Here is a 24,550-nt window from a genome sequence, read left to right on the forward strand (position 1 = left end):
AAGGAAGCCCCCGTGCCGGTCACCATCACCGCCGTCGAGAGCACCGACCTGTTCGTCGGACCGGAGGACGCCCCGCGCCAGATCCTGCGTGTGACGACCGAGGGCCCGGCCGCCCGGATCACCGTCAGCGGCCCGGGCGTCCACGGCGAGGCGACCGGCACGGGACTGGTCGAAGTCCCCCTGGAGATCACCGCCGATGCCCGGCCGGGCGATCGGATCCCGGTCACCGTCCGGTCCGAAGACGCGGTCACGGAAGGGCGGTTGGACATCGCCGAGCCCGGCTGGACGATGTTCCTGGTCTCGCACTTCCACTACGACCCGGTCTGGTGGAACACCCAGGCCGCCTACACCTCCCCCTGGGAACTGCTCTCCGCCGACGCCACCACCCGGCCGCTCTGGGAGCGCAACGGCTTCGCGCTCGTCGACGCACACCTGGACCTCGCCCTGCGGGACCCGGTGTACAAGTTCGTGCTCGCCGAAGTCGACTACCTGAAGCCCTACTTCGACCAGCACCCGGAACGGCGTGAGACGCTGCGACTACTGCTGGAACGCGGCCAGGTCGAACTCGTCGGCGGCACCTACAACGAGCCGAACACCAACCTCACCGGCGCCGAGACCACCATCCGCAACATCGTCCACGGCATCGGCTACCAGCGCGACATCCTCGGCGGGGACCCCCGAACCGCCTGGCAACTCGACGTGTTCGGACACGACCCGCAGTTCCCCGGCCACCTCGCCGCAGCCGGTCTCACCGGCAGCGCCTGGGCACGCGGCCCGTTCCACCAGTGGGGCCCGATCCAGAAGAACTTCCGCGAGGCCAAGGACGACGCCCGGGTGATGCAGTTCCCGAGCGAGTTCGAATGGATCGCCCCCGGCGGCGAGGGTGTGCTCACCCACTACATGCCGCACCACTACTCGGCCGGCTGGTGGATGGACTCCTCGCCCGACCTCGCCACCGCCGAGGAAGCCGTCCACGAGCTGTACCGCAAGCTCAAGCCGGTCGGCGCGACGAAGAACCTGCTGCTGCCGGTCGGGACGGACTACACTCCGCCCAACAAGTGGGTCACCGAGATCCACCGCTCCTGGGCCGCCAAATACCTCTGGCCCCGGTTCGTCTGCGCCACCCCGCGCGACTTCCTCGACGCCGTCCGGGCCGAACTCGCCGCCACCGGACGGCGACCCAGCCCGCAAACCCGCGACATGAACCCGGTGTACACCGGCAAGGACGTCTCGTACATCGACACCAAGCAAGCCCAACGGGCCGGCGAGGTCGCGGCGGTGGACGCCGAGAAGCTCGCCACGCTCGCCGTCGTCCACGGACTCGGCCGCTACCCGGCCGCCGCGCTGGACAAGGTCTGGCGCCAACTCGCCTACGGCGCCCACCACGACGCGATCACCGGCTCCGAGTCCGACCAGGTGTACCTGGACCTGCTCGGCGGCTGGCGGGAGGCGTACGACCTGGCGAGCGGTGTACGGGACGCGGCGCTGGACGCGCTCACGGGCCGGATCTCCACGGCGGGGGCCGGTTCGGCGGTCGTGGTGACCAACACGCTGTCCTTCGACCGGACCGATCTCGTCTCGGTCGAACTGCCTTCCGGCGTACGGTCGGTGCGGGTGCTGGACGACCGGGGCGAGGCGGTGCCGAGCTTCGTCGACCGGGGGACGCTACGGTTCCTCGCCGAGGACGTGCCCGCCCTCGGCTGGCGCACCTGGCGACTGGCGGAAGGCACCGCCGAGGAGCCGTGGACGGCGACCGAAGGCCTGGGCATCGCCAACGGACGCTACCGGGTCACCGCCGACCCGGCACGCGGCGGCGGCCTCACCTCGGTCTGGGACCTGCGGCACGAAAGGGAGTTGCTCCAGGACGGCCGGATCGGCAACGAACTGCGCGTCTACGAGGAGTACCCGCAGCACCCCGACTTCGGCGAGGGCCCCTGGCATCTGGTGCCCAGCGGCCCGGTGGTCGGCTCCGGTGACGGCGCCGCGTCGGTCCGCCGGGAGACCGGGCCGCTCGGCGAACGCCTGGTGATCGAGGGCACGGTCTCCGCTCTTCGATACGAGCAGACCGTCACCCTGTGGCGCGGCCTCGACCGGGTCGACTGCCGCACCCGGATCGTGGACTACTCCGGCGCCGACCGGCTGCTGCGGCTGCGCTTCCCCGTGGACGTCCCCGGCGGGCTGCCCGTCAGCGAGGTCGCGGGGGCGGTCGTCGGGCGCGGCTTCGCCATGCCCGACGTGGACTCGGCGGAGGCGCCGTGGACCCTGGACAACCCGGCGAACACCTGGTTCGGGCTCGGCGCCACAGCGCGTGTCGACCTCGCGGACCCGGCCGGTACGGTCATCGGCTCCCGGGCCCTGGGTGTGGCGGAAGTCGTCGTGCCCACCTTGGACGACGCCGCCGACGCCCGCCCCCTGGTCGTCGCGCTCGCCCGGGTTGGTGTGACGGCCACCACCTCGGGCGCCGACTGGGCGCGGTACGGCTGGCTGGACGTGGACTCCAACCTGCCGGACTTCCGCATCGTCGTCGGCTCGCCCGAAGTCAACGACGCCGCACGCGAGTTGATGGCACAGGTGGGCGAGGAGTACGCGGCCGCCCTGAAGGCACACGGCGCGGTGTGGGTGCCGGCGCTGACCCCGCTCGCCGAGGTCTGGCGGCCGGACGCCGACCTGCGCGACCTGCGGGCCCTGCCCGCGCTGGTCGTCACCGACCTCGCGGCGCTGGCCGAGGACCTCGCCGACGCCCGGATCACCGCCGTCTGCCCGGCCGCTGTCTCCGATCAACTCGCGGACCACACCGTGGCATTGCTCAGCTTCGGCCTGCCCGGCTTCGCCGTCGACACCACGGGCGCACTGCACCTGTCCCTGATGCGGTCGTGCACCGGCTGGCCCTCGGGCATCTGGATCGACCCGCCCCGGCGCACCCTGCCCGACGGTGCATCCTTCCAACTCCAGCACTGGACCCACGAGTTCCGCTACGCGCTGGTCGGCGGGAACGGCGACTGGCGGGAGCAGACGCTGCCCGCGCACGGCCAGGAGTTCAACCACCCGCTGTACGCCCGCGTCACGGCCGCGCAGGAGGGCCCACTGCCGGCCACCCTGTCCTGGCTACGCGTCGAACCGCAGCGCGAGGTCCTGCTCGGCGCGCTCAAGCCGGCCGGGAACCCGATCGCGAAGGGATCGGCGGCGGAAAGCGGACCCGAACTGGCCGTCCGGCTGGTCGAGTCCACGGGCCTCGGGCGAACCGCCGCACTCGCGGGCGCGCTCGGGCTGGGCGACGTACGGCCCGCCGACCTGCTGGAACGGCCGCTCGCTTCCGCCACGTCGGGCCTGGACCTCGCGGGTTCGCAGATCGCCACCCTGCTGGCCGCCCCCGAGGTCTCCGCCTCGGCGGACGGCCCGGTCCTCGGCCCGGTCGCCGAACCCGCCCAGCCCGTCCACGCCCGCTACTGGCTGCACAACCGAGGCCCGGCACCGCTCGGCTACCTGCCGGTATCCGTCGGCGCCTCGCCCGGACTGCTGCGGACAGCAGGAGAGCCGGTGACGCTCTCGGTCGCCCTCTCCTCGCAGCTGCGGGACGCGGCGGTCGAGGGCACGGCCGTCGTCCTGCCGCCCGAAGGCTGGGCCACCAGCCTCGGCAGCCGCCCGTACCGACTGGAGGCGGGCGGCCACCTGCGCTTCCCGGTCACCCTCACCCCGCCCGCCGACGCCGAAGCCGGGCTGTACTTCGCGGCCGTCCGGATCGACCACGACGGCCAGCAGATCGAGGACGTGGTGACGATCGCCGTCGGCGACCTCCCCGCTCTCCTGCCCGTCCCCGGCGACACGCCCGAAGACTGGACCGCCGCCCAGGGCACCAAGGCGGCCTCGGGTCGGGACACCGGACTGAACGTGGAGGTCCCGCACCAGACCCTGCGCCTGAACCCGGGCGGCCACGCCACCCTCGGCCTCACGCTCACCAACCGCACGCGCGGTGAGATCAGGGGCGAGCTGCAACTGGTCTCGCCATGGGGCACCTGGGAGGCCATCGCCGACCCCGTACGCGGCTTCACCGTCCCGGCCGGTACGTCCACGGTGGTCGACTTCGCCATTGCCGTCCCCGAATCCGCGGACCCCGGCTCGTACTGGGCCCTCGCCAAGGTGATGTGGTTCGGCCGCTGCCAGTACGCACCGACCGTCGCCCTGGTGGTGGAAGCATGACCCTCGGCCTGCTCGACGGTCGGCCCCTCGCGCGCACCGGCCTCGATCAGCGGCTCGCCGTCCTCCGGAACGGCCCGCGCGCCACCGCCCTGCCGCAACCCGGAAGTTCGGAGGACCGGCAGCTGACCCGATGGGTCGCCCAGGTGCTGCTCACGGAGGCACTGTGCGAGGCGGTGGCCGCCGAACGCAACCTGCCCGTCGCCCTGTCCGGCCCCGCCCAGCTCGACCAACAAGCCGCCGTCGAACTCGGCTCCATCACGGCGGCCGCCTACGAGGGCAGCGCAGCCGTCCGGGCCGCCTATGTCTGGGTGACAGCCGACATCGAGCCCTCGGCCGAGGACATTGCCCACTACCGCACCATGACCACCCGAGCGCCAGTGGAACGCTGGCACCTCTCCCTCCCCGACGGCGAGTTGGAGGCCAACCCCGACACCCTGCCGACAGCTCTCGCCGAAGCCCTCCGCGCGGCCCCGGTCGGCGAGTGGGTCACCGCAGGCCCCTGGGCGGCTGCCCTCCTCTCCACCGTCATGCCATCGGAGACGCCCGACCCCACCCCCGCCCTCCGCGACGCCGCCCGCCGGGCCGCCTTCGTCCGCTGGCTCGACCGGGAACGCGCCCGACGCCTCACGCTCGTCGAAGGCCTCGAACACCCCGGCGACCCCGCCCAACCCGACAACCACCACCGTCACTGAGCGCGCCCCCGGGGAGGCGGCGACGCCGCCCCGGCCCGGGCGAGCCGACGGAAAACGGCGTGCGGTCGGTGGGGTGGCGCAGCTAGCTTGCCGAGGTAACACAAACCGGTCCGCATGGAGGAGAAGTGACGGTTCATCGGCCCGCAACTCCGCAGCAACTGCCGTCCGAATATCAAGAGTTCATCGATCGCGCCACCGCCGACGACGACGTGGTCGGGCTGATCCTCAAGGGGTCGCACGCGCACGAGGACATGCCCACCGAGCATTCCGACCACGACGTGTACGTCGTCCTCGCGGACCGGGCCACGACCGGACTGGCGGCCCTGGACGGCTATCGCTCCGCCGCGCTGGACGTGGTGGTGACCACGCTGGACGGGTTGCGCGCGTTCGGCGGCCTGGAGCGGTACGCCCTCGCCCGGGCCCGCGTCGTGCTGGACCGGACCGGCGGCGAGCTCGCTGCGATCATCGCGGCGAAGGGCCGGCTCGGTACGGAGGAGGCGCGTGCCGTCGCCGCCGCCCGGCTGGACGCCTACGTCAACTGGCTGTACCGCTCGGTCAAGAACGCCCGCGACGGCCTCGCCCTGCCGTCCCTCCTCGATGCTGCCGAGAGCATCGGCCACCTGCTGGAACTCCTGTTCGCGCTGGACCGGCGGCCACGCCCCTACAACAAGTACCTGTCCTGGGAACTGGAGCGGCACCCGCTGCCGGGCTGGGAGGGCCGCGTGCTGCTCGACACGATCGAGCGGATCCAGCGGACGGGCGACGTGTCCGCCCAACAGGGGCTGTTCGCGCAGGTCGAGGTGAGGGCCCGGGAAGCGGGCCACGCGGCGACGCTGGACGCGTGGGGCGACGACCTGACGCTGCTCCGGCCGTCCACGGGGCCCACCGCCCGGTCCCACACCGCCGTCACCCTGCCCGTCACCGTGCGGAACCTGCGCCACGAGGACCTGCCGACCTGCACCTGGTCCGGCTCGGCCACCCATCTGCGCTGCGTGGAACACGAGTTGGTGCGCGCGGCGGCCGGCGAGGTGGACTACCTGGCGGTCTGCACACCAGCCGACCTGCCGGTGGCGATCGGCGGCATCGACTACCAGGTCGCCGACGGCGCCGGCACCGTGTGGCAGCTCGGCGTCCACCCGGCACTCCAGTCCTGCGGCCTGGGCACACTGCTGATCCGCGCGGCCGAACAGCGGATCAGGGAGCGCGGCCTGACCCGCAGCGAACTCGCCGTCGAGGAGGACAACCCCCGGGCCCGCGCCCTGTACGAACGCCTCGGCTACGTCGCGTACGGCCGCGAACCCGACTCCTGGGACGAGGAGGCGCCGGACGGCACGATCCGCCGCTACGAGACGATGTGCGTCCTCATGCGACGGGAGCTGTGATCCCGCGAACCGGCGATCGGACAACCACCACCGCCACGGAGGCACGATCCCGTCGGCCCGCCGCGCTCGACCCATCGAACGCGGCGGGCCCTGGGCTACGGGGACTGGTCCTCGCGGCGACGGCGGTGCTCCCGCTCGACACGGTCGAGAGGTGCCCGAAGGGCGGGCGAGGTCAGGTGCAGGGCACGGTTGTCGCGGCCGTCGAGCATGTGGTTCAGCCAGCGTTCGTACCAGGCCAGGAAGTCGGTGGCCGAGGAGACGTTGGGGCCCCAGAATCCGTCGGCGTTTCCGGTGACGACCCGGCCGGTCAGCGGGCCGGTGATGCCGAGGAGAAGCAGGTCGCTGCACCCGGCTTCGATGATGTTCAGGAACAGGTCGCCTGGGCGTGCCGGAGGGTCTGCGCAGGTGAATCCCCGAGGCGATCCGGCCTTCTCCAGGGGATTCATCGTGAACAGCCGGCACGACCGCAGCGGCAGGAGACCGTAGGAGGGCGCGGCGCCGCTGCCGCCGATGGTGGTCAGGAAGTTACGGTAGGCGATGGGTAGCCGGATGCCGTGGTCGGCCTCGAACTCGGCCACACTGGCGGTGGGCAGTGGGGGAGCGAGGCGGAAACCGTGCTTCTCCTCGCCGAAGGAGTGGCTCCGGAGCGGGGCGTAGGGCACCTTGGCCAGCTTGCGTCGTATGCGGGTGACGCGGGAGTCCATGCGGATTCTTCTCTCTGGATCTCCCGCAATCTACCTGGTCGGGGAGACCCTCAGGTCGTGTAGTCCGCGTTGATCTTCACGTAGCCCTCGGTGAGGTCGCAGCCGTACACGGTGAACGTGCCGTCGGCGATGCCCAGGTCGACGCGGATGATCACCTCGTCGCCGCTCAGGTACCGGCCCGCCTGTTCGAGGAGTGCGTCGCTCGGCTCGTCGGGGTACATGGTGAGGTCGCCGAATCGGATGTGGACGGTGGCGGGGTCGATGTCGGTGTCGTCTTCGAGTTTGCCAATGGCCATGGCGATGCGGCCCCAGTTCGGGTCGGAGCCGTGGACGGCCGTCTTGACGAGCGGGGAGTTGACGACGGTCTTGCCGACGCGCTTGGCCTGCGCCGTGTCGCGGGCGCCGGTCACCTGGACCTCGATCAGTTTCGACGCGCCTTCGCCGTCCGAGGCGATGTCGCGGACGAGGTGCAGCGCACACTCGTACAGTGCCTGTTCGAAGGCAGCCGGGTCGACCGGGCCGGCGAGCCCGTTGGCGAAGATCGCGGCGGTGTCGCTGGTGGAGGTGTCGGTGTCGATGCTCAGCGCATTGAACGTCTTGTCCATCACGCGGCGGAAGAGGGCGTCGAGCTCGGCGGTGGGGATGTCCGCGTCGGTGAAGAAGAACGTCAGCAGGGTCGCCATGTTGGGTTCGATCATGCCGACGCCCTTGGCGATGCCGACGAGTACGGCGTCGCCGCAGCGCACGTGGACGTGCTTGGGGCGGGTGTCCGTCGTCATGATCGCCTTGGCGGCCGCCCGGTAGTCGGTCTCGGGGAACGGCCAGGTCATGGCGTCGAGTCCGGCACGGATGCTTTCCATGGGGTACGGGCGCCCGATCATGCCCGTGGAGCCGATGACGAGTTCGTCCGGCGAGACGCCGGCGATCTCGGCGACCCGGCGGCGTACTTCGGCGGCGTTCTCCGCCCCGGCCCGCCCGGTGGCGACGTTGGCGTTGCGGGCCAGGACGACCATTCCGCGGCTGTGGTGGAGTGCGGCTGCCTCGCGGCTGAGGATGACGCTCGGGCCGGCGAACCGCGACCGGGTGAAGACGGCCGCCGATCGGCACGGCACTTCGGAGATGACCGCCGCGAAGTCGTCCTCGACGTCCTTGAGGCCGAGGTTCGCCGTGACGGCCCGGAAGCCGCGGGGTGCCACAGGCTGCATGGCTGATTCCTCCCTGGGTGATCGCGAATAGATTTGCAAAGTATTGAATACATCAGCCATCAAGGTGTGGTCAATTCAGCCGCCGAGGTCGGTGCATGGTGCATGAATATGCAGGCGATGCGGTGAGGTGAGTCGTTACTTGACCAGCCGGAAGCCCGGCCGCCAGGCCCAGGCCCGCAGGAACTCGGCCGTCACCAGCGCGGTGTCCCACCCGTCGTCGGCGATCCCCAGCAGCCCGGGGAGCCCGGCGATCACCGCCTCCTGCCCGGGCGCCAGCTCGGCCTTGCCGACACCGCCGGTGACGTCCAGGACGGCGGCGGTCAGCAGGGCCGTCGCGATGTGGTCGATCGGGCGATTGCAGGCGGCGCTGACGTTGACGGCCTGCACCGGTCGGAACCCCAGGAGGGCCTCGATCTCGTCCTCCTCCTCGTGCTCGGCTTCGAAGACGGACTCGTCACCGACCCCCGCTCCCATCAGGTAGACGTCGAACGGCCGACGCCAGTCCTCGCGCTGCGGGTTGAACCCCACCAGCGCCGCGAGCCGATCGTCCGCCGGCTGCCCACCGAGCAGCGGCAGCGGGTTCGGCTGTCGCCAGTCCGCGTCCCGGGTGTCCTCGACACCCAGCCGTTCCGCGGGCACGTTGACGTCGTAGCAACCGGGGCGCTTCTCCTCGAAGCGGCAGGAGAGCCCCACCACCAGCTCACGGAACTCCCGCAGCACAGTGGGGGAGAGGGGCTCCGCGAGATCGATCACCAACGTCGGTCCGGACATGCCGGGAGCCTAGTCACCGGCTTGATGCCCCGCGTGAACGACCTCACCCGTTGTCCGGTCGCCGCGAGGCCGCCAGAGAGGCCGCCTGGGTGTCCGTCTGGCCGGGGGGTACGGTGCTCCGTGGATCCAACGGGCTGGTCGGGGCGCGCATGTCGTTCAGGAGGTGACGCGACAAAGAGCGCCCAGACATTCAGGATCACGGCCAGGACTGTCGGGATCCCAATCCGGATCCGGCGCTGTATCTGCTCCTGTCTTCTGGCCTCGTTAAGGGCGGCGCCTGCTTCCATGCCGCCCTGGCTGACCAGTTTCCTGCCTCTTGGTCACATCCGCGTCCCGGACTCGGTCGTCACCGAATTCGGCGCGTTCGCGCAGAAATTGCTGCTCTGGGGCCGTTGGAAGGAGGAGCCGGCAGTGGGCTGAGTTCCCCTATTGCTCTGCGTCCGGGCCGGGGGTGTCGGTCCGCTGCCAGATCAGCTTGATCACGAAGTTGCCCTCGGCCGCCGTCTTGGCGATGACCGCGCCCGCCTCGGCGTTGATCTTCACACCGAGTTCCACCTCCACGCTGCTCGGCGGACTGGGCAGCGTGGTCAGCCGGTCCAGCAGGGCTGCGGCCGCGCCCCGGACCTGGTCGAAGCTCTCGGTGAGGGTCCGGGTGGCGGTCCCGACGATCTCGCCCGGCCGGGCGGCGCGCACGATGCCCGAGGCGGCGGTGTCGACCTCCAGTACCACCTGCCCAGCGGTGTCCGAGCCGCCCAGGGGTACCCGGATGAGCTGGGTCGCGTCAGCCATGCTTCTCCTTCTTCCACGTGCACAACGATCCCCGGTAGGCACCGGGAGGCAGCTTCTTCGAGGCGGTGGACGGCAGTGTCTCGTCACCCATGACCCGGCACAGCTCGGACAGCCAGTGCTCGGCCTCGGCGACGGAGGGAACCTTTTCGGTGTTCTGGCGCCGAGCGGGAAGTCTGCGCACCGGATCACCGCCCGTCGGGCCCACGACGGCGATCACCCCCATGTCGGCCATGATCACGGACAGCGCCTCGTCCGAGCCGAGGAGGTCCGCCGTCCACTCGCCGGGCAGCGGGACGAAGGGGACGTCACCGGACAGCTCCCCATCTGGCGTCCCGAAGACCACTATGCGCGAACTCCTGGCCGGCACCGCGACGCCGGTCACCGTCACCTGCTGAGCGGTCGTGCTGTCACTCAGGACCTTGCCGCTCGGAAGTTCCTGGACCACCAGCCGGTGGCTCACCGCCAGGTCGGTCTGCCGTGTCTCGACGACCGCCAGCCGACTCAGGTCCGGGCTCACGTCCACATGGAGCGTCATCGTGTCCGTGCCGCTCCAGTGGAACAGCTCCCGCGCGACCGGGACTTCGCCGCGCAGGTCCCACAGTTTCACCGACGCGGTGCCCGATCCGCTCAGCGCGGAGGCGTCCATGAGGGTGAGCATGCTGTCCCCGCCGGGACCCAGCCAGATTTGGTCGACGGGCTCCGCGACGGTGGGCATCACCTTCCTGATCCGACCGTCGGCCGTGTCCCAGAGGACGAGCCGGCCTCCCCTGCCGTAGAGGCCCGTCTGCCCCAGCAGCGCCGATCCGTCGGGGGCGAAGGAGAGCCGCGCGTACTGCGTCGGCATGGCCGCCCCCGGCAGGTCGGAGAGGTCGGGGAGCTTGGGCAGTTCCAGGCCGGGAACGCTCGGCAGGGAGTTCGGGTCCGGGAACGGGTCGCCCTCCCGGGGGCGATCCAGCTCCCGGACCTTCCCGGTCCGTACGTCGTACAGGGCCGCCGGCAGCCCGCGGGGGTCCGGCAGCGCCGTCGGAGCCTCCTCGACAGACACGGGAATGGTCGGCCGTCCCATGGCCACCAGGGAACCGTCCGGGCTCACCGCCGTGACACCCGCCGGCTGATCGGTCGGATCCCGGTGCACCCCGGAAGCGTCGACACGGACGACCACGATCGTGCCGTCGGCGGCCCGCGCCGCGATCACCCGGCCTTCGGAGTCGGCGATCGCCGAAGCGGTCGGCTTCCCCAGCGGGTCGGTCAGGAGCGAGTCGACGCTGCCGTACCGGGGGGCGATCAGGTCGGCGAAGCCGTACCGGGCGTACATCTCGCCGAGCCGCGTTCGGGTCTGCTCGGTGTCCTGGGTGCGGTAGGCCCGCAGCGCCAGCAGCAACGCGGTGTACGAGAAGCCCGTGTCCTGCGCGTCGCGCATCTGCTCGGCGTCCCGCGACTGCTGGACCAGCACCTGCGAGGCGGTGGTGGCCGCGTCCTGGCTGATGTCGTTCCGCCACGCCCAGGCGCCCAGGCCCGTGACGAGACTGAGCGCGACGGCGAGCGAGATGAGGGTGCGCCGGCGGCGGCGTGAGCCGCGGGCACTGGCTTCGACGAACTCCACTTCGTCGGGGCGCAGTTCGTCCCGACGACGGGTGAGCCAGTCCCGGGCGTCACGCAGCTCGGCCCCCCGCAGCAGGCGACGGCCGGAGCGATCGTCCCCCTTCCAGAGCGCGACCCGCCGCCGCAGGTCCTCCTGCCAGACCCGGAAGTCGCGGTCCGCGGCGAAGAAGTCGCGCAGCCGGCCCCAGTGCGTCAGCAGCACCTCGTGGGCCAGTTCGATGGTCTCCTCGGGCGGCCCGTCGGCCGGACGGAACTCCTCACCGGGAACGATCAGCCGAGTGGTCAGCAGGCGCTGGGCGATCCGCCACTGCCCGGCACTCAGCTCGGAGCGGGCGACGGTGCGGCGGGTGGGTGCCGTGCCGTCGCCGCCGGGGTGGACGAGCTGGACGAGCAGCCCGCGGGCCGCCAGGTGCTCCTCCTCGGTCAGGCTGCCGGTCCAGATCTGCTCCGCGTGGGTCACCAGCGCGTCGCTGACCCTGCCGAGTGCCTCGTACGCGGCATGGCCGATGACGCCCCGGTGCTGGCGCTCCCAGAGCTTGGTGAGGGCGAACTCCAGCAACGGCAGGCGGCCCGGATCGCTCCCGAGGTCACCCAGGATCCGGTCCACCAGCCCCGGCTCGTACGCCACGCCGGTGTGCTCCAGGGGCCGGACGACGGCCGCGCGGAGCTCGACGTCGGTCATGGCACCCACCGTGACCAGGCGCTCCCCGCTGAGCAACGGGGCCAGCCCCGGGTGGGTGAGGGCGGCGGTAAGGAAGTCGCTGCGCAGGGTCGTCACCACGCGCAGCCGGGCCCCGGGAAGCAGGGCGGCGCCGAGCGCGGACGCCAGGGCGTCCACGTCCGCGCGCTCCGTGCCGATGAGGACCTCCTCGAACTGGTCGGCGACCAGCAGCAGCCGGTCCTTGCGCTGCCGGGCGAGTATCCGGTCGACGATCGCCGGCAGCTGGCCGTCACGCAACAGATCGGTGAGCCCGGGGAGTTCGGCCAGGCGGGCGGTCTCGGTCAGGTCGGGTTCGAGCCGGGGGAGCAGCGCCAGCGCCAGGGCGGCGAGCGGGCTGCGGCCCAGCTGCCCCGGGCGGAAAACGACGATCTCCAGATCCTCGCGGTCCCGCAGCCTCGGCAGCACACCGGCGTACAGCAACGACGACTTTCCGCAGCCCGACGGGCCGACCAGGTTGATCGTCGGTGCCCAGCCGAGCAGGTCGGCGATCCGGCGGGCGGGCTCCTCCCTGCCGTGGAACAGACCGGCGTGGCGCTCCTCGAAGGGTTCCAGCGACCGGAACGGGCAGGCAGGCAGCGCTGCTTCGCCGAGAGCAGGCCAGCTCCCGCGCAGGGTCTCGGTCGGGATCAGGTACGCCGTGCGCACGTCCGGTCTGCTGTCGGCCGCCACGACCATCCCGACCACGCCGCCCTCGGTGACGTCCCACACCGGCGCACCGGAGAACCCGGACTCCACCCGGTGCTCGCTGGCCGGGTCGGTGTCGTACTGGAACCACCCGGCGCCGGTGCGGCCGCGCAACCAGCCGACGCTCCAGGCGCCGTCGTCATGGGTGTCCGGGAATCCGAAGGTGCGCACTCGGCGGTCCGGACCTGCCACGTGCTCCACCAGCCTGCCCACAGTCGCCTTGGCGGGCGCGGGGGAGAGGAGCCGCAGAACCGCGACGTCCCCGGACCCGTCCGGCCGGATCGGGGTCCACGAGCCGATCTCCACCGCGATCCGCCGGCCGGGCGCGGCCAGCGGGAAGTCGATCTCCAATCGCCCGACCGGCGGATCCGCCGCATCGGACGGTACGCCGAGTGCCTTGGCGACCACGTGCGCACAGGTGATCACCTCGCGCTGCCCGGCGAGGAACCCGGCCCCCTCCGGTCGGCCGTCCGGGCCGAGGATCCTCACGACCGAGGCGTCACTCGGTGCCGCGCTGCCTGATCCCATCAGCCTCACCCCCCGACCGGAAATTCTTACAGAACGTCAGATCAGTTGTCAGTATGAGGTGTTGACCGAGTTTTGACACTTGCTTTGTGCGCAAGGGGAGGGCCATGGGTCCGCGGGCCGGGGCGTCCGCCGGAGACTGGGCGAAACCGGGCGGACGGAGACCAGTACCGTGCGAGCCAATGTGACATCGAACCTGCGCGTGCCGGAGGTGGCCTCGGTCGAGCGGCACGGCTCGCAGGTGGTGGTCACCGGCACCGGCAACCTGGTGTACGCGGTCGCCTCGGCCCTGGCCCGCCACCGGATCGTGGCGGTGGACCTGCGGGCCGAACCGGCCGGGCTGGAGGACGCGTTCCTCGCGCTGACCGGGCGCCGGTTCGACCACCCCGGCCGATGACCCATGAGCACCTCGAACCGACTGAAGGAGCTGTTCGTCAGCGAGGCCAGCGTGAAGACGCACCTGCTGCGCATCTACGACAAGCTCGGGGTGCGCGACCGGGCGGGGGCGGTCGGCGAGGCGTTCCGGCGCGGTCTGGTGACCTGAGCCGGGACGCCTGCGGTGGTCCTCACCGGTGGCCTTCGCCCGCGGACAGGATCCGGCGCAGGGCGCTGAGCAGCTGCGCGCCGTCGGCGGCGGTGGGCCGGTGCGGGGCCCGCCAGGCGATGTGGCCGTCTGGGCGGACGAGGATCGCTTCGGTCGGCGAGTCGTTCCCGAGGAGCGCCGTCGGCAGCGGACGGACGGCGACGGGCAGGCCGGCCGCCGCGGCGGTGTCCGCCTGCCACTGCAAGGCAGTCTCCGTGGGGGTGCCAGCAGGGTGAAGCCTGGCCCGACCAGGTCCAGGGTAGACGCGGGCCCGGGCGGGCCGGCGAGCCGCAGGTGGAGGAGCCGGGTGCCGGGCACGCCGTCCGGGTGCTCGCGCTCGGGGTCCAGCGGAGGGCGGGCGAGGGCCTGTGGGTCGACTGCCGAGTCGACTGTCGGGTCGGCTGTCGGATCGGCTGTCGGGTCGCTCGGGACCGCCGTCGAGCGGTAGGCCGCTGTCAGCAGCAGCTCGTCCGCGCACGGTAGTCGGTGGGGGTGACGCCGACGCGGGCGGTGAAGTGGCGGCGGAGGTTGGAGGCGCTGCCGAGGCCGCTGCGCTCGCCGATCTGCTCCACGGGCAGGTCGGTGGCTTCGAGGAGCGATTGGGCGTGGGCGAGGCGCTGGTTGAGGAGCCACTGGAGCGGGGTGGTGCCGGTGGCGGCCTGGAGGCGGCGGAAGAAGGTGCGTGGACTCATCCTGGCCCGGTGTGCCAACTCACCTGTGGTGATCGGGCGTTCGAGGTTCTTGGTGGCCCAGGAGAGGACGGGGGCGAGGCTGTCGTCGTCGGCCACGGGTACCGCGAGGTCGACGAACTGGGCTTGCCCGCCCGGGCGGTGGGCGGGTACCACCAGTTTGCGCGCCAGCTGGTTGGCGACGTGGGCGCCGAGGTCGCGCCGGACGAGGTGCAGGCACAGGTCGAGTCCGGCGGCGACGCCGGCGCTGGTGAGTACGTCGCCGTCGTCGACGTAGAGCACGCCGTCGTCTACGGTGACGGCCGGGTACCGGCGGGCCAGGTCGGCGGTGTGGGACCAGTGTGCGGTGGCTCGGCGACCGTCCAGCAGACCGGCTTCGGCGAGCGCGAAGGAGCCAGTGCACAGGGACACCATCCGCGCCCCGGCCCGGGCGGCGCGTCGGAGTTCGGCCACCAGCGCGGGCGGCAGCTCGCGCTCGCCGGTCACACAGCTGTCCGGGACGGAGGTGACGATCACGGTGTCGGCCCCGGCGAGCGCGTCCCAGCCGTACTCGGCGCGCAGGGAGAAGCCGAAGCCGCCGGGAGTGCGGGGCGGCGCCGGGGCGTCCGGCGTCTCGGCGCACAGGCGTAGTTCGTACCAGCGCTCGGCGAGGCCCGAGAGCTGGCCGACTGGGCCGCCGGGATCGGCCTGACCTACCTGGACGGCGCGATCATGATCACCCTCCCGGTATCGGAAGCCCGGATGTAACGGTGCTCTACAGCGGTGCACCGGACGTCCTGACCCGCCACCGCTCGACGCTCGCCGCCCTCGGCGAGCCGGTGGAGCTCGGCCCGGACGCCGGGATCGCCGGACTGTACGACACGGCGCTGCTCGGCCTGATGTGGTCCGCCCTGAGCGGCTGGCTGCACGGCGTCGCGCTGGTCGGCGCGGACGGCGTCAGGGCGGCCGAGTTCACGCCGGTGGCCACCCGCTGGCTGTCCGGCGCGGTGGCTGGGTTCATCGACCGCTACGCGGCGCACGCCGACGCCCGCAACTACCCGGGCGACGACGCCAGCCTGGACATCCACCTGGCCGCGATGGAGCACCTGCTGCGTGCGAGCCGGGCACGCGGCGTCGACACCGCCCTGCCGGAGGTCTTCGCCAGCCAGGCCCGCCAGGCCATCGCCGCCGGCCACGGGGCCGACAGCTACGCGCGCCTGATCGAGGTGATCGAGCGGTGAGCGCCCCTTCCACTGCTCCGATGTCCACCACACCCTCACATTCCCTTGCCTCGCTTTTCTCTCGGCCCGACTGGCCCAACTGGCCCGCGCTGGTGGTCGAGGCCGCCGCAGCGACCACCGGCATCCTCGAACGGGCGGCCGACGCCGATTGGTCCCGCCGCCTCGCCGGAAGCGACTGGACCGCCAGGGCCACGCTGGACCACCTCGCCCTCGGCGGGCTGGGCTACGTCGGCCTGCTGACCGCCCGCCCCACCGACCGCTACATCACTCTGTTCGGTTCGCTGGACCCCGTTGCCCTGATCGCCCACTGCCTGGAGGGCCTGCGCATCGCCGCCGGCCTGCTCGCCGCCACCCTGCGCGACACCCCGCCGGACGCCAGGGCCTGGCACCCGTGGGGCGCATCGGACGGTCCCGGGCTTCGCGGCCATGGGGGTGGTCGAACCCCTGGTCCACGGCTGGGACCTGGCCGGGGCCTTCGGGCTCGGCTGGCAGCCACCCGAGCACCTCGCGGGCTCGGCCGTGGCCGGCTGTTCCCGGAGGCGCCGACCGGCCACGGCCGTGCCGACACCCTGCTGTGGTGCACCGGCCGTACCGCCCTCCCGGGCCACCCGCGCCTGCCGGCCGACGGGTGGACCTGGGACGGCCGGGTGCGCTGAGCCCCGGACGCCAGCTGATCGACGGCGGCGGCCGCTTCGACCCCGGTGTAGCGCGGGGCCTTCGGCGCAGGGTGCGGTGGGTGTAGCCGGCGCCCACGGGCGAGGGAATGACGGCGATCGACGAGGGCGCGGACGAGGACGCGGTGGCGGGCACGGCAGTCATGGCAGGACCTCCTTCGGGCCACCCGGTGGCGGCCTCCGATGTCCCTCAGCGTGCCACCCCACCACGGCCGCCCGGCAGTTGCCGATCGGCACATTTCCGCAGCCTGCGGGCCGGTGAAGGGTGCCGATCGGCAGGGCCCCGGACCGTCCATACCTGGTCGGCCGCGCGCATGACCCGGCCCCGGCCGCCCTGCGGGGGTGCGGGCGACCGGGGCCGGGGGTTCAGGGGGGACGCGTCAGCGTCGGTGCTGCGTGAGTGCTGCGTCGGTGCTGCGTCAGCGTGCTGCGTCAGTGCTGCAGGATCTCGGCCAGGTAGCCGCCGCAGCCGTTGGTGGTGTACATCGAGGAGACCCACCACCCGCCCGGGAGCGCCGAGTTGGCGCACACGTTGATGCCGTTGAAGAGGTTGTTGGTGATGATCTCGCCCAGGTGCCCGCCGCAGCCGTTGGTCTGGTACGCGGAGGTGATCACGTAGCCGGGCGGGATCGGCGAGTCACCACAGGTGTTGATGCCCGGGAACGGCACGTTGATGACCTCGCCCAGGTGCCCGCCGCAGCTGTTGGTCTGGTACTCGGAGGTGATCACCCAGCCCGCCGGGACGGTGGAGTCGGCGCAGACGTTGATGCCGGGGAAGAGCTCGTTGCTGATGTACCCGCCCATGCGGCCGCCGCAGCTGTTCGTCTGCTGCTCGGAGAGGATCACGTAGCCCGGCGGGATGGGGGAGTCCATACAGATGCCCATGCGCGAGGCGGCGATGCTGATCACGGCGACGAGGTGGCCGCCGCAGCCGTTGCCGGTCGACTCCGAGGTGATCACGTAACCGGCCGGGATCGGGGAGTCGCCGCAGATGTTGACGCCGTTGTACGGCGGCTGGACGGTGAGTTCCAGGTAGCCGCCGCAGCTGTTGCTCGTGCGCTCGGCGGTGATCACCTGGCCGGGCGGGACGGGCGAGTTGCCGCAGATCGTGGCGGCCGAGGCGGGAGCGGCGAACGCCACGAGCCCGCCCGCGAGGACGGCCAGTACGGCGACGACGCGCCCGAGCCAGTGTGCGATGGGTTTCATGCGGTCTCCCGGAGGGGTGGACGGTTTCCCGGAGGGTGGACGGGTTCCCGAAGGGGTGGACGGTTGGTCAGCCGGGTCAGCCGGGTCAGCCGGGTCGGCTGGTTCGGGTGGACGGGGTTGGTGGTGCACCTGTGAGTCCGGCGGTCCCGGTGCGCCCACCACACTGGCGGGCCGGTCGGTCGTGGCCAACACCATCGGGACTCGGACAAACAATTACGGAAAACGATCAACTCCTGGTCGCCAAGCGAGACGGTGCGGACAATCTCGTTCGGACAATCAATCGGCGCGAAGTCGCAGCACGGGGGAGGGCGCGGGTGGGCCGCAGACAACGGAGCCTGGACCCCGACGCGGGGCCGGTCGCGGAGTTCGCCCTGCGGCTGCGCACCCTGCGCGAGCGGGCCGGCACCCCGACCTTCGCCGCCATGAGCCGACGGGTCCACCGCTCGACGACGGTCCTCTCGGAGGCCGCCGGTGGGGTCGATCTGCCGACCTGGGCCACGGTCGAGGCGTTCCTGGAAGCCTGCGGCGAGACCGACACCGGGCCGTGGCGCGAGCACTGGGAGCGCGCCCGCGACGCACTGGGGGAGCCCGTGCCCCCGTCCGACAGCCCTCCGGACGGACCGCCCGACAGCCCGGCAAGCAGCCGGCCCGACAGCCCTCCGGACGGCCCGCCCGACAGCCCGCCCGACGGTCCGGCCACCGTACGGCCGTACCGATCCGCGCGCCCTGCCCCGTTACCGTCCGCCCCGCGCTGGTGGTCCTCGCGCCCCGCCACCGCGGCCGCCGCACTCGTCGTCGGCCTCACCGCCGGTCTGCTGGCGGGCTTCCAGCTCCCGCGCGGCACCCCGTCGGCCACGGCCGACCCGCAGTCCACGCCGTCCCGGGCGCTGCCGACCGTCGTGGTCGTCCCGCCGCCGGTACCCCCGCCCTGGCCGGCCGCCGGCTCCGGCTGCGACGCCCGCACCCACTGGGTCTACCAGTACGACCACGCCTACCAGGGCCAGGTCTACGCCCTGCTCGCCCGCCCCGACGGCAAGCCCGCCGACACCGCCGTCACCCTCACCTGGGGCGCCTGGCGCTGGCAGCATCCGGTGACCGTCCAACCCGGCACCCCGGCCCAGACCACCGGCGGCACCCTCCTCCTCTACACCAAACTCGACACCAGCCTGCGCGACCCCCTCGTCACCGTCGACACCGCCGACCCCGTCTGCGCTGCCTTCGGCACCGCCGGGCCGACCTCCGTCGCCCCTCTCAGCACCGTCGACGCCAACCAGGGCTGGACCGGCGCCGAACCCACTGCCGACACCCCGGACGACCCGTCAGCCACCCCCGGGTAGGCGCGTCTCGAACTCCCAATCCGCACTCGCTCAGGCGATCGACCTCCGGGCGTCGTCCCCGTGGTGCGGGGCAGGCCCGTGGGGTGCGCGGATCGTTCTGGTGCGCCGGGGGCGGTGTGCGCTGCCGTGCGCCCGGCGGCGCCGTTGACGGTGCCCGTTCAGGTGCGTCAGGCTCGGCGGACTGTCGGGGGCGGGTGGCGTGTGGGTTCTGCCGTGCGTCCTGAGGCCGCCTCCGGCTCGGATGTTCACCGTGAACGCCCTGTCTGGAGGTACCGCCATGTCCATTCGCCGCCTCGCCGTCCCCGGAGCCGCCGTCGCCGCTCTGACGCTCGGCTCGCTGCTGTTCCCGGTCGCGGGCGCCCATGCCGCTCCGGCCGCCGACTCCTGCACCCAGAACTGGAGCGTCAGCTCCGCCGAGGGCTACGCGAACGGGAAGTGGTGCAACTACAACACCAAGGTCGTCGGGACGGTGCACGACACCAAGGCGGACGGCCGCTGTCCGTTCGTGCGCGGCAACCTGTCCAACGGAGGTGTCGTGGACAGCGATTGGGCGGGCGGCAAGGGCAAGTCCCGGGCCATCACCCTCTATGCCCCCTCGGGCACGCACTTCACCAGCGTCACGATGCGCTACATCGGCTGCTGACACTGGAACTGGCGGACGCAACGGGCCGCCGCGCCGGTTCCGTTGAACACCGTCAGTTCCACCAGAACGACCAGCAGTTCTCGATGACGAGCTCCTGTGCGTAGTCGGTCAGGCTCTCGGTGCCCCGGAAGACGTTGTCGGGGTAGAACGCGACGTGCTCGGCCGCGGCCGGCAGGGCCTCGTCCAGGTCGGCCGGCTGGGCCGTTGTGCTCAATCGCAGGCCGTCGAAGCCGACTTGGACGAGGCGGGTGCCGTACCGCTGCTCAGCCACATGACCGGGGCGCTGTCGTCGCCGCAGGCCGGGCGGCAGTGGGGCGCGGTCGATCATGTGTCCGCGCTGGCGGCAGGGTCGGACAGTGCGCGCACGGAGGCATGCGGCTGTTCGGGGCAGCCGATCCGTAGCACGGCCCGCTCGATAGTCGGGAGATCCTCTTCTATGACTTACCAAATCCCTTGCAGCACACTTGTGTTGGCGATTTCGCCGTTGCTAGCTTCGCCGTGTGACCCTGCCCTACCGGTCCATTCTCGCGGAATTCCTGACGCCATCCGATCAGGCCGCCGGCTGGCGCGTACGCCACCTCGAGCCGTGGTGGACCGTGACCCCGCCGGGCCACCTGCCGCGCCGGCAGGGCTGGAAGCTCCACGTGTCGGCGACCCTGGCCTCGGCGCCGCAGGTGTTGGAGCGGGCCGGTCGGGTGCTCGTCGCGCGCGGGTGCGCCTTCAAGTTCGCGGCCGGGCCGCGGGTCACGGCCGAACTGACCGGCACCCGGGCGCCTCGCGGGCAGTCCGGCAAGTTCCTCACCGCCTACCCTGCCGATGACGACCAACTCCGACTCATCGCCGAGGAGTTGCACGAGGCGACCGTCGGCCTGCCAGGCCCCGCGATCCTGTCCGACCGCCGCTACCGGCCGGACAGCGTGGTGCATTACCGCTACGGGTGCTTCGTCCGCTCCCGGGTGCTCAACGACGAGGGGTTCTACGAGGGCCGGCTGGTGGCGCCGGACGGGAGCCTCAGCACCGACCAGCGCAACCCCTGGTTCTCGCCGCCCCCTTGGGCCGAGGACCCGTTCGCCCGGCCGGAACCGGCGCCCGCCGTGCAGCCCGCCGTGCAGCCGGTCGTGCAGCCCGCCGTGCAGCCGGCCGAGGAGTCGGCGACGGCTGCGGAGTCCGCGACGGCCGCGCGGGCGACGCGGTCGGCCGCGCCCCGCCGCCGGGGCGAGCCGGTCCTGCTGGACGGGCGGTACCTGGTCAAGGAGGCGATCCGGCACTCCAACCGCGGCGGGGTCTACCGCGCCGAGGACACCCGCAGCGGCGAGACGGTCCTGCTCAAGGAGGCCCGGCCGCACGTCGGCGCCGACCCGGACGGCCGGGACGCCCGCGACCGGCTGCGCCACGAGGCGGCGATCCTGGACGAACTCGCGCCCCGGGGCATCACCCCCCGGGTGCGGGAGCTGTTCGAGTCCGGCGGGCACCTCTTCCTGGTCGAGGACCTGGTCCCGGGCCGGAACCTGCAGCAGTGGGCCGCCGAGCACCTGGAGCGGGGCGACGGCCGGATCCCCGTCGCGGCGGCCCTCGGGCTCGCCCGCGCGCTCGTCCGGCTGATCGGGGAGGTGCACGCCGCCGGGCTGGTCCTGCGTGACTTCAAGCCCGGCAACGTCCTCGTGACCCCGGAGGAGCGGCCGGTCCTGGTCGACCTGGAGCTCGCCGTCCGGTTCGGCTCCGACACCCACCCGGCGGGCACCCGCGGCTTCACCGACCCCGCGTACCTCGACCCCGCGTACCTCGACCCCGCGTACCTCGACCCCGCGTACCTCGGTGCCGCGGCACGACGGGGCGGTGGTCCCGCGCTCCGCCCGGCGCCCGCGCCCGGCCCCGAGGCGGACTGCTTCAGTCTCGGCGCGACCCTGCTGCACGTCACCAGCGGCATCAGCCCCGTACTCGCCGACGACGGCACACCGGCCCGGCCGCCCGGCGAACGGCTCGCCGCCCTGGTCGCTGCCGCCCTGGTCGGCGCCGCCCCGGACCTGCCCGCGCTGCACGCCCTCGCGCCCCTGGTCACCGGGCTCACGGCGGAGGCGCCACAGCGCTGGACACTGCCCCGCGCGGAGTCCTACCTGCACACCGGGCTGCACCCGGCCGGCCGCGAGCACCTCACCGAACCGCCGACCGCCACGCGGCTGATCGAGGACGGCCTCGCCCACCTCGCCGCCACCATGACCCCCTCCGCCGAGTACCTCTGGCCGGCCCCGCGCTCCCTGCCGGACGGCGACCCCTGCAACGTGCAACTCGGCGCGGCCGGGGTGCTCGCCGTCCTCGCCCGGGCCGTCCGCTGCGGATACGAGGGCGCCCGGCCCACGCTGCGCACGGCCGCCGACTGGCTGGACGGACGGCTCACCGAGCCCGGGCGGATCCTGCCCGGCCTCCACTTCGGCCGATCCGGCACCGCCTGGGCCCTGCACGACGCCGCCACCGCCCTGGACGACCGGCGCCTCGCCGACCGCGCCCTCGCCTACGCCCTGCGCATCCCGCTCGACTCCGGCAGCACCGACGTGTGCCACGGCCTGGCCGGTGCCGGGCTCGCGCAACTCCACCTGTGGCTCCGCACCGGCGACCGGCGCTTCGCCGACCGGGCCCAGGAGTGCGCGGACGGGCTGCTGCACCTGCTGAAATCCCGCATCGGGGTGGACTGGCCGCTCGGCCCGGAGTTCCGCGCCGAACTGGCCGGCTCCACCCACTACGGCTTCGCCCACGGCGTCGCGGGCAACGCGGCCTTCCTGCTGGCCGCCGGCCGCGACCTGCGGCAGCCCGAGCTGACCGACATCGCGCTCGGCGGCGGCGAGGCCCTGTGCGCGCTCACCGACTGGCGCCACGGCGCCGCGTACTGGCCCAAGGGCCCCGGCCGGACCGACCGTCCGGGCCTGAACTACTGGTGCCACGGCTCCTCGGGCATCGGCACCTTCCTGCTGAGGCTGTGGCAGGAGACCGGCGACCAGCGCCACCTCGCCCACGCCCAGGGCGCCGCCCTCGCCGTGCACCGCGACCGCCACCGCCTCGGCCCCGGCACCTGCCACGGCCTGGCGGGCAACGCCGAGCTGCTTCTCGACCTGGACGCCGCCACCGGCGACGACCGCCACCGGGCCCGGGCCGACGAGCTCGTCCACGGCATCGCCCTGCGCGCCGCACGCCGCGACGGCCGGTACCTGATCCCCGACGACACCCTCCGCGAGGTCACCGCCGCCTACAACGTGGGCTACGGCGGAGTGCTCGACCTCCTGCTCCGCCGCCGCCACGGCGGCCCCCGATCGTGGCTGGTCGACCGGCCGGCCGCGGACCCGCACCACCACCCGAGCCCCGGAAAGGGGGAATGACGATGGAGAGCACCGTCCTGGAACTGCAGGAACTGCCCGAGACCGAGGAGCAGCCGCTGGAGCCGATGATGTGCTGCGACACCGGCCACCGCAGCTACCTGCCCACCGAGATCTGTCTGAGCCCGGTCGACTGACGGTCGACCCCCGTGGTGCTGTGAGAACCGCCGACGGCGCCTCACAGCACCCACCACACACCGGGGGACCGAGCACGGGGACTGAACGCCGGACCGAACACAGGAGGACCGAGCACAGGGGGACCGATGACCGGCGACGGCTGCGACATCCCCTGGCCCGTCCTGCTCGACGGCCCCACGGCGGACACGGCCCGGCAACTGGTCGACACCATCGCCGGCCGACCGCGCGCGACACCCCGGGCGGTCCGGCCCGACCTCGCGGCCGGCGGCGCGGGCCTCGCCCTCGCCTACCACCAGCTCGACCTCTGCCGCCCCGGCGAAGGCTGGCACGCGATGGCCGCCGGCCACCTGGAGGCGGCGGTCCGGGGCGCGGAACGGATGCGTGGACGGGCCCCGGGACTGCTCGGCGGCCTCGGCGGACTCGCCTTCGCGGCGGGTCGGCTCGGGTACCCGGACCTGTTCGGACCCGAGCGGTCGGGTGGTCCGGACACGCTCGGCGTGGACTGGCGCACCGTCGACCGGTACACCGTTGACCTGCGCACCGTCGACCTGCACACCCTTGACCGTCGTCGCGCACTCGACCTGGGCTCCGGCCTGACCGGACTCGGCGCCGTCCTCCTCGACCACCCGGAAGACCCGGCCGCCGTCGCCCGGCTGGAGACGGTCCTGACCGCGCTCGGCCGTCAGGTGGCGGCGTTCCCGGGCGAGTCACCGGGGATGGCGCACGGTCCGGCCGGTCCGCTGGCCCTGCTCGCGCTGGCGCTGTCGGCGGGCGTCGAGGTGCCGGGGCAGGTCGCGGCGGTCCACCGGGCGGTGGACCGCCTCCTGGTGCACCGCCGGGACGACGACTGGGGCCCGGACTGGGCCTTGGCCGAAGGCTCGGACCAGGCCACGCACCGGGCCTCGCAGCACGGCTCGGACCAGGCCTCGGACCACGGCTCGGACCAGGCCTGGCACCACGGCTCGGGCTCATCAGGCTCCGACCGGCGGCCTCTGCCCGCCTCCTGGTGCCACGGCGGTCCGGGCATCGCCCGAGCGCTCTGGCTGGCCGGCACCGCCCTCGACGACGCGCCCCTGCGCGACCTCGGCCGCGAGACCCTGCTGGCCGCGCTGCGCCGCCCGCCCGAGCTGCGCCGGATCGACCTGCGGCCGGGGCTCTGTCACGGCCTGGCCGGCCTGCTGCTGATCACCCTCCGCTTCGCCCGGGACACCGCGGACCCGGCCTTCCGGCCGGCGGTCCGCGAGGTGGCGGCCCGCCTGATCGACCTCTCGGCCGACCGGTACGGATCGGGCGGCTCGGCCGCCCCCGGGTTGCTCGACGGTGCCGCGGGCGTACTGCTGGCCCTGCTGGCGGCGTCGACGCCCGTGCCGCCGGGTTGGGACCGGGCCCTGCTGCTCTCCTGACCGACGAGCGGCAGGGCCCC

At 72.9% G+C, this 24,550-nt stretch carries 20 protein-coding genes and 2 pseudogenes; 13 read left to right on the top strand and 9 right to left on the bottom strand.

Annotated elements, in window-relative coordinates:
* Positions 1 to 12 precede the first annotated feature (12 nt).
* From ACZ51D_RS22110 to ACZ51D_RS22125, 4 genes and pseudogenes are all read left to right on the top strand, one after another.
* Positions 13 to 4,197, top strand: a complete 4,185-nt coding sequence (locus ACZ51D_RS22110; protein ID WP_465663342.1) for a glycoside hydrolase family 38 N-terminal domain-containing protein — start codon at positions 13 to 15, stop codon at positions 4,195 to 4,197.
* Positions 4,194 to 4,889 (top strand): DUF7158 domain-containing protein, encoded by a 696-nt coding sequence (locus ACZ51D_RS22115; protein ID WP_465621256.1) that lies wholly within the window; start codon positions 4,194 to 4,196, stop codon positions 4,887 to 4,889. The genes ACZ51D_RS22110 and ACZ51D_RS22115 overlap by 4 nt, the downstream gene beginning before the upstream one ends.
* A 125-nt stretch (positions 4,890 to 5,014) precedes the next feature.
* Positions 5,015 to 5,761: pseudogene (locus ACZ51D_RS22120) on the top strand (hypothetical protein); the annotation flags it as partial.
* A 39-nt stretch (positions 5,762 to 5,800) separates the two neighbouring features.
* Entirely contained in the window at positions 5,801 to 6,271 is a 471-nt protein-coding gene (locus tag ACZ51D_RS22125) for a GNAT family N-acetyltransferase (RefSeq protein WP_465663381.1), read from the top strand.
* 95 nt (positions 6,272 to 6,366) lie between these two features.
* On the opposite strand, the gene ACZ51D_RS22130 is transcribed toward ACZ51D_RS22125, so the two are convergent.
* From ACZ51D_RS22130 to ACZ51D_RS22150, 5 genes are all read right to left on the bottom strand, one after another.
* Positions 6,367 to 6,975, bottom strand: a complete 609-nt coding sequence (locus tag ACZ51D_RS22130; RefSeq protein ID WP_465621258.1) for an SMI1/KNR4 family protein — start codon at positions 6,973 to 6,975, stop codon at positions 6,367 to 6,369.
* A 50-nt stretch (positions 6,976 to 7,025) separates the two neighbouring features.
* Entirely contained in the window at positions 7,026 to 8,180 is a 1,155-nt protein-coding gene (gene argJ, locus ACZ51D_RS22135; protein ID WP_465621259.1) for a bifunctional glutamate N-acetyltransferase/amino-acid acetyltransferase ArgJ, read from the bottom strand.
* Positions 8,181 to 8,315: 135 nt separating this feature from the next.
* Positions 8,316 to 8,951 (bottom strand): DUF6368 family protein, encoded by a 636-nt coding sequence (locus tag ACZ51D_RS22140; RefSeq protein WP_465621261.1) that lies wholly within the window; start codon positions 8,949 to 8,951, stop codon positions 8,316 to 8,318.
* Between the two features lie 426 nt (positions 8,952 to 9,377).
* On the bottom strand, positions 9,378 to 9,740 hold the full coding sequence (locus tag ACZ51D_RS22145; RefSeq protein WP_465621265.1) for a CU044_2847 family protein: 363 nt from the start codon (positions 9,738 to 9,740) through the stop codon (positions 9,378 to 9,380).
* On the bottom strand, positions 9,733 to 13,275 hold the full coding sequence (locus ACZ51D_RS22150) for an nSTAND1 domain-containing NTPase (protein WP_465621267.1): 3,543 nt from the start codon (positions 13,273 to 13,275) through the stop codon (positions 9,733 to 9,735). Before ACZ51D_RS22150 ends, ACZ51D_RS22145 begins: the two co-directional genes overlap by 8 nt.
* A gap of 181 nt (positions 13,276 to 13,456) precedes the next feature.
* Here ACZ51D_RS22150 and ACZ51D_RS22155 point away from each other — a divergent pair, with 181 nt between their 5' ends.
* Positions 13,457 to 13,669 (top strand): hypothetical protein, encoded by a 213-nt coding sequence (locus ACZ51D_RS22155; protein WP_465663343.1) that lies wholly within the window; start codon positions 13,457 to 13,459, stop codon positions 13,667 to 13,669.
* Positions 13,670 to 13,678: 9 nt separating this feature from the next.
* Positions 13,679 to 13,816, top strand: a pseudogene (locus ACZ51D_RS22160) (LuxR C-terminal-related transcriptional regulator); the annotation flags it as partial.
* 22 nt (positions 13,817 to 13,838) lie between these two features.
* On the opposite strand, the gene ACZ51D_RS22165 reads toward ACZ51D_RS22160, so the two are convergent.
* Both ACZ51D_RS22165 and ACZ51D_RS22170 read right to left on the bottom strand, forming a co-directional pair.
* Positions 13,839 to 14,060 carry an aromatic-ring hydroxylase C-terminal domain-containing protein gene (locus ACZ51D_RS22165; protein ID WP_465621268.1) on the bottom strand — a complete coding sequence of 74 codons (222 nt, stop codon included), beginning with the start codon at positions 14,058 to 14,060 and terminating at the stop codon, positions 13,839 to 13,841.
* A 250-nt stretch (positions 14,061 to 14,310) separates the two neighbouring features.
* Positions 14,311 to 15,312 (bottom strand): GlxA family transcriptional regulator, encoded by a 1,002-nt coding sequence (locus tag ACZ51D_RS22170; RefSeq protein ID WP_465663344.1) that lies wholly within the window; start codon positions 15,310 to 15,312, stop codon positions 14,311 to 14,313.
* Here ACZ51D_RS22170 and ACZ51D_RS22175 point away from each other — a divergent pair.
* Entirely contained in the window at positions 15,294 to 15,764 is a 471-nt protein-coding gene (locus ACZ51D_RS22175; RefSeq protein WP_465663345.1) for an imine reductase family protein, read from the top strand. The genes ACZ51D_RS22170 and ACZ51D_RS22175 overlap by 19 nt on opposite strands.
* Before the next feature lie 20 nt (positions 15,765 to 15,784).
* A complete protein-coding gene (locus ACZ51D_RS22180; RefSeq protein WP_465663346.1) occupies positions 15,785 to 16,420 on the top strand; it encodes a maleylpyruvate isomerase N-terminal domain-containing protein in 636 nt (211 codons plus the stop codon).
* A 450-nt stretch (positions 16,421 to 16,870) separates the two neighbouring features.
* On the opposite strand, the gene ACZ51D_RS22185 is transcribed toward ACZ51D_RS22180, so the two are convergent.
* The gene (locus ACZ51D_RS22185; protein ID WP_465663347.1) at positions 16,871 to 17,644 is read right to left on the bottom strand and encodes a hypothetical protein; all 774 of its coding nucleotides are present in this window, start codon (positions 17,642 to 17,644) and stop codon (positions 16,871 to 16,873) included.
* A 314-nt stretch (positions 17,645 to 17,958) separates the two neighbouring features.
* Here ACZ51D_RS22185 and ACZ51D_RS22190 point away from each other — a divergent pair, with 314 nt between their 5' ends.
* Both ACZ51D_RS22190 and ACZ51D_RS22195 read left to right on the top strand, forming a co-directional pair.
* On the top strand, positions 17,959 to 18,981 hold the full coding sequence (locus ACZ51D_RS22190; protein ID WP_465663348.1) for a helix-turn-helix domain-containing protein: 1,023 nt from the start codon (positions 17,959 to 17,961) through the stop codon (positions 18,979 to 18,981).
* Positions 18,982 to 19,258: 277 nt separating this feature from the next.
* Complete coding sequence (locus ACZ51D_RS22195; RefSeq protein WP_360498867.1) at positions 19,259 to 19,624, top strand: hypothetical protein; 366 nt, start codon at positions 19,259 to 19,261, stop codon at positions 19,622 to 19,624.
* Positions 19,625 to 19,676: 52 nt separating this feature from the next.
* On the opposite strand, the gene ACZ51D_RS22200 is transcribed toward ACZ51D_RS22195, so the two are convergent.
* Entirely contained in the window at positions 19,677 to 19,952 is a 276-nt protein-coding gene (locus tag ACZ51D_RS22200) for a DUF4253 domain-containing protein (protein ID WP_465663349.1), read from the bottom strand.
* Positions 19,953 to 20,124: 172 nt separating this feature from the next.
* Between ACZ51D_RS22200 and lanL the strand changes: the two genes are divergently transcribed.
* The 3 genes from lanL (at position 20,125) to ACZ51D_RS22215 (ending at position 24,530) form a co-directional block, all read left to right on the top strand.
* A complete protein-coding gene (lanL, locus tag ACZ51D_RS22205; protein ID WP_465663350.1) occupies positions 20,125 to 22,992 on the top strand; it encodes a class IV lanthionine synthetase LanL in 2,868 nt (955 codons plus the stop codon).
* A gap of 2 nt (positions 22,993 to 22,994) precedes the next feature.
* Positions 22,995 to 23,126 carry a hypothetical protein gene (locus ACZ51D_RS22210; RefSeq protein WP_360498877.1) on the top strand — a complete coding sequence of 44 codons (132 nt, stop codon included), beginning with the start codon at positions 22,995 to 22,997 and terminating at the stop codon, positions 23,124 to 23,126.
* A 126-nt stretch (positions 23,127 to 23,252) separates the two neighbouring features.
* Positions 23,253 to 24,530 (top strand): lanthionine synthetase LanC family protein, encoded by a 1,278-nt coding sequence (locus tag ACZ51D_RS22215; RefSeq protein ID WP_465663351.1) that lies wholly within the window; start codon positions 23,253 to 23,255, stop codon positions 24,528 to 24,530.
* Positions 24,531 to 24,550 lie beyond the last annotated feature (20 nt).

The organism is Kitasatospora sp. NPDC033851 (assembly GCF_055576085.1).

What these genes read in the sequence shown, in the direction of transcription:
- ACZ51D_RS22210 (WP_360498877.1), top strand. Translation starts at nt 22,995, where the DNA reads ATGGAGAGCACCGTCCTGGAACTGCAGGAACTGCCCGAGACCGAGGAG.
- ACZ51D_RS22195 (WP_360498867.1), top strand. Translation starts at nt 19,259, where the DNA reads ATGTCCATTCGCCGCCTCGCCGTCCCCGGAGCCGCCGTCGCCGCTCTG.
- ACZ51D_RS22200 (WP_465663349.1), bottom strand. Translation starts at nt 19,952, where the DNA reads ATGATCGACCGCGCCCCACTGCCGCCCGGCCTGCGGCGACGACAGCGC.
- ACZ51D_RS22150 (WP_465621267.1), bottom strand. Translation starts at nt 13,275, where the DNA reads ATGGGATCAGGCAGCGCGGCACCGAGTGACGCCTCGGTCGTGAGGATC.
- ACZ51D_RS22145 (WP_465621265.1), bottom strand. Translation starts at nt 9,740, where the DNA reads ATGGCTGACGCGACCCAGCTCATCCGGGTACCCCTGGGCGGCTCGGAC.
- ACZ51D_RS22185 (WP_465663347.1), bottom strand. Translation starts at nt 17,644, where the DNA reads ATGAAACCCATCGCACACTGGCTCGGGCGCGTCGTCGCCGTACTGGCC.
- ACZ51D_RS22130 (WP_465621258.1), bottom strand. Translation starts at nt 6,975, where the DNA reads ATGGACTCCCGCGTCACCCGCATACGACGCAAGCTGGCCAAGGTGCCC.
- ACZ51D_RS22115 (WP_465621256.1), top strand. Translation starts at nt 4,194, where the DNA reads ATGACCCTCGGCCTGCTCGACGGTCGGCCCCTCGCGCGCACCGGCCTC.
- ACZ51D_RS22215 (WP_465663351.1), top strand. Translation starts at nt 23,253, where the DNA reads ATGACCGGCGACGGCTGCGACATCCCCTGGCCCGTCCTGCTCGACGGC.
- ACZ51D_RS22140 (WP_465621261.1), bottom strand. Translation starts at nt 8,951, where the DNA reads ATGTCCGGACCGACGTTGGTGATCGATCTCGCGGAGCCCCTCTCCCCC.
- ACZ51D_RS22180 (WP_465663346.1), top strand. Translation starts at nt 15,785, where the DNA reads ATGTCCACCACACCCTCACATTCCCTTGCCTCGCTTTTCTCTCGGCCC.
- argJ (WP_465621259.1), bottom strand. Translation starts at nt 8,180, where the DNA reads ATGCAGCCTGTGGCACCCCGCGGCTTCCGGGCCGTCACGGCGAACCTC.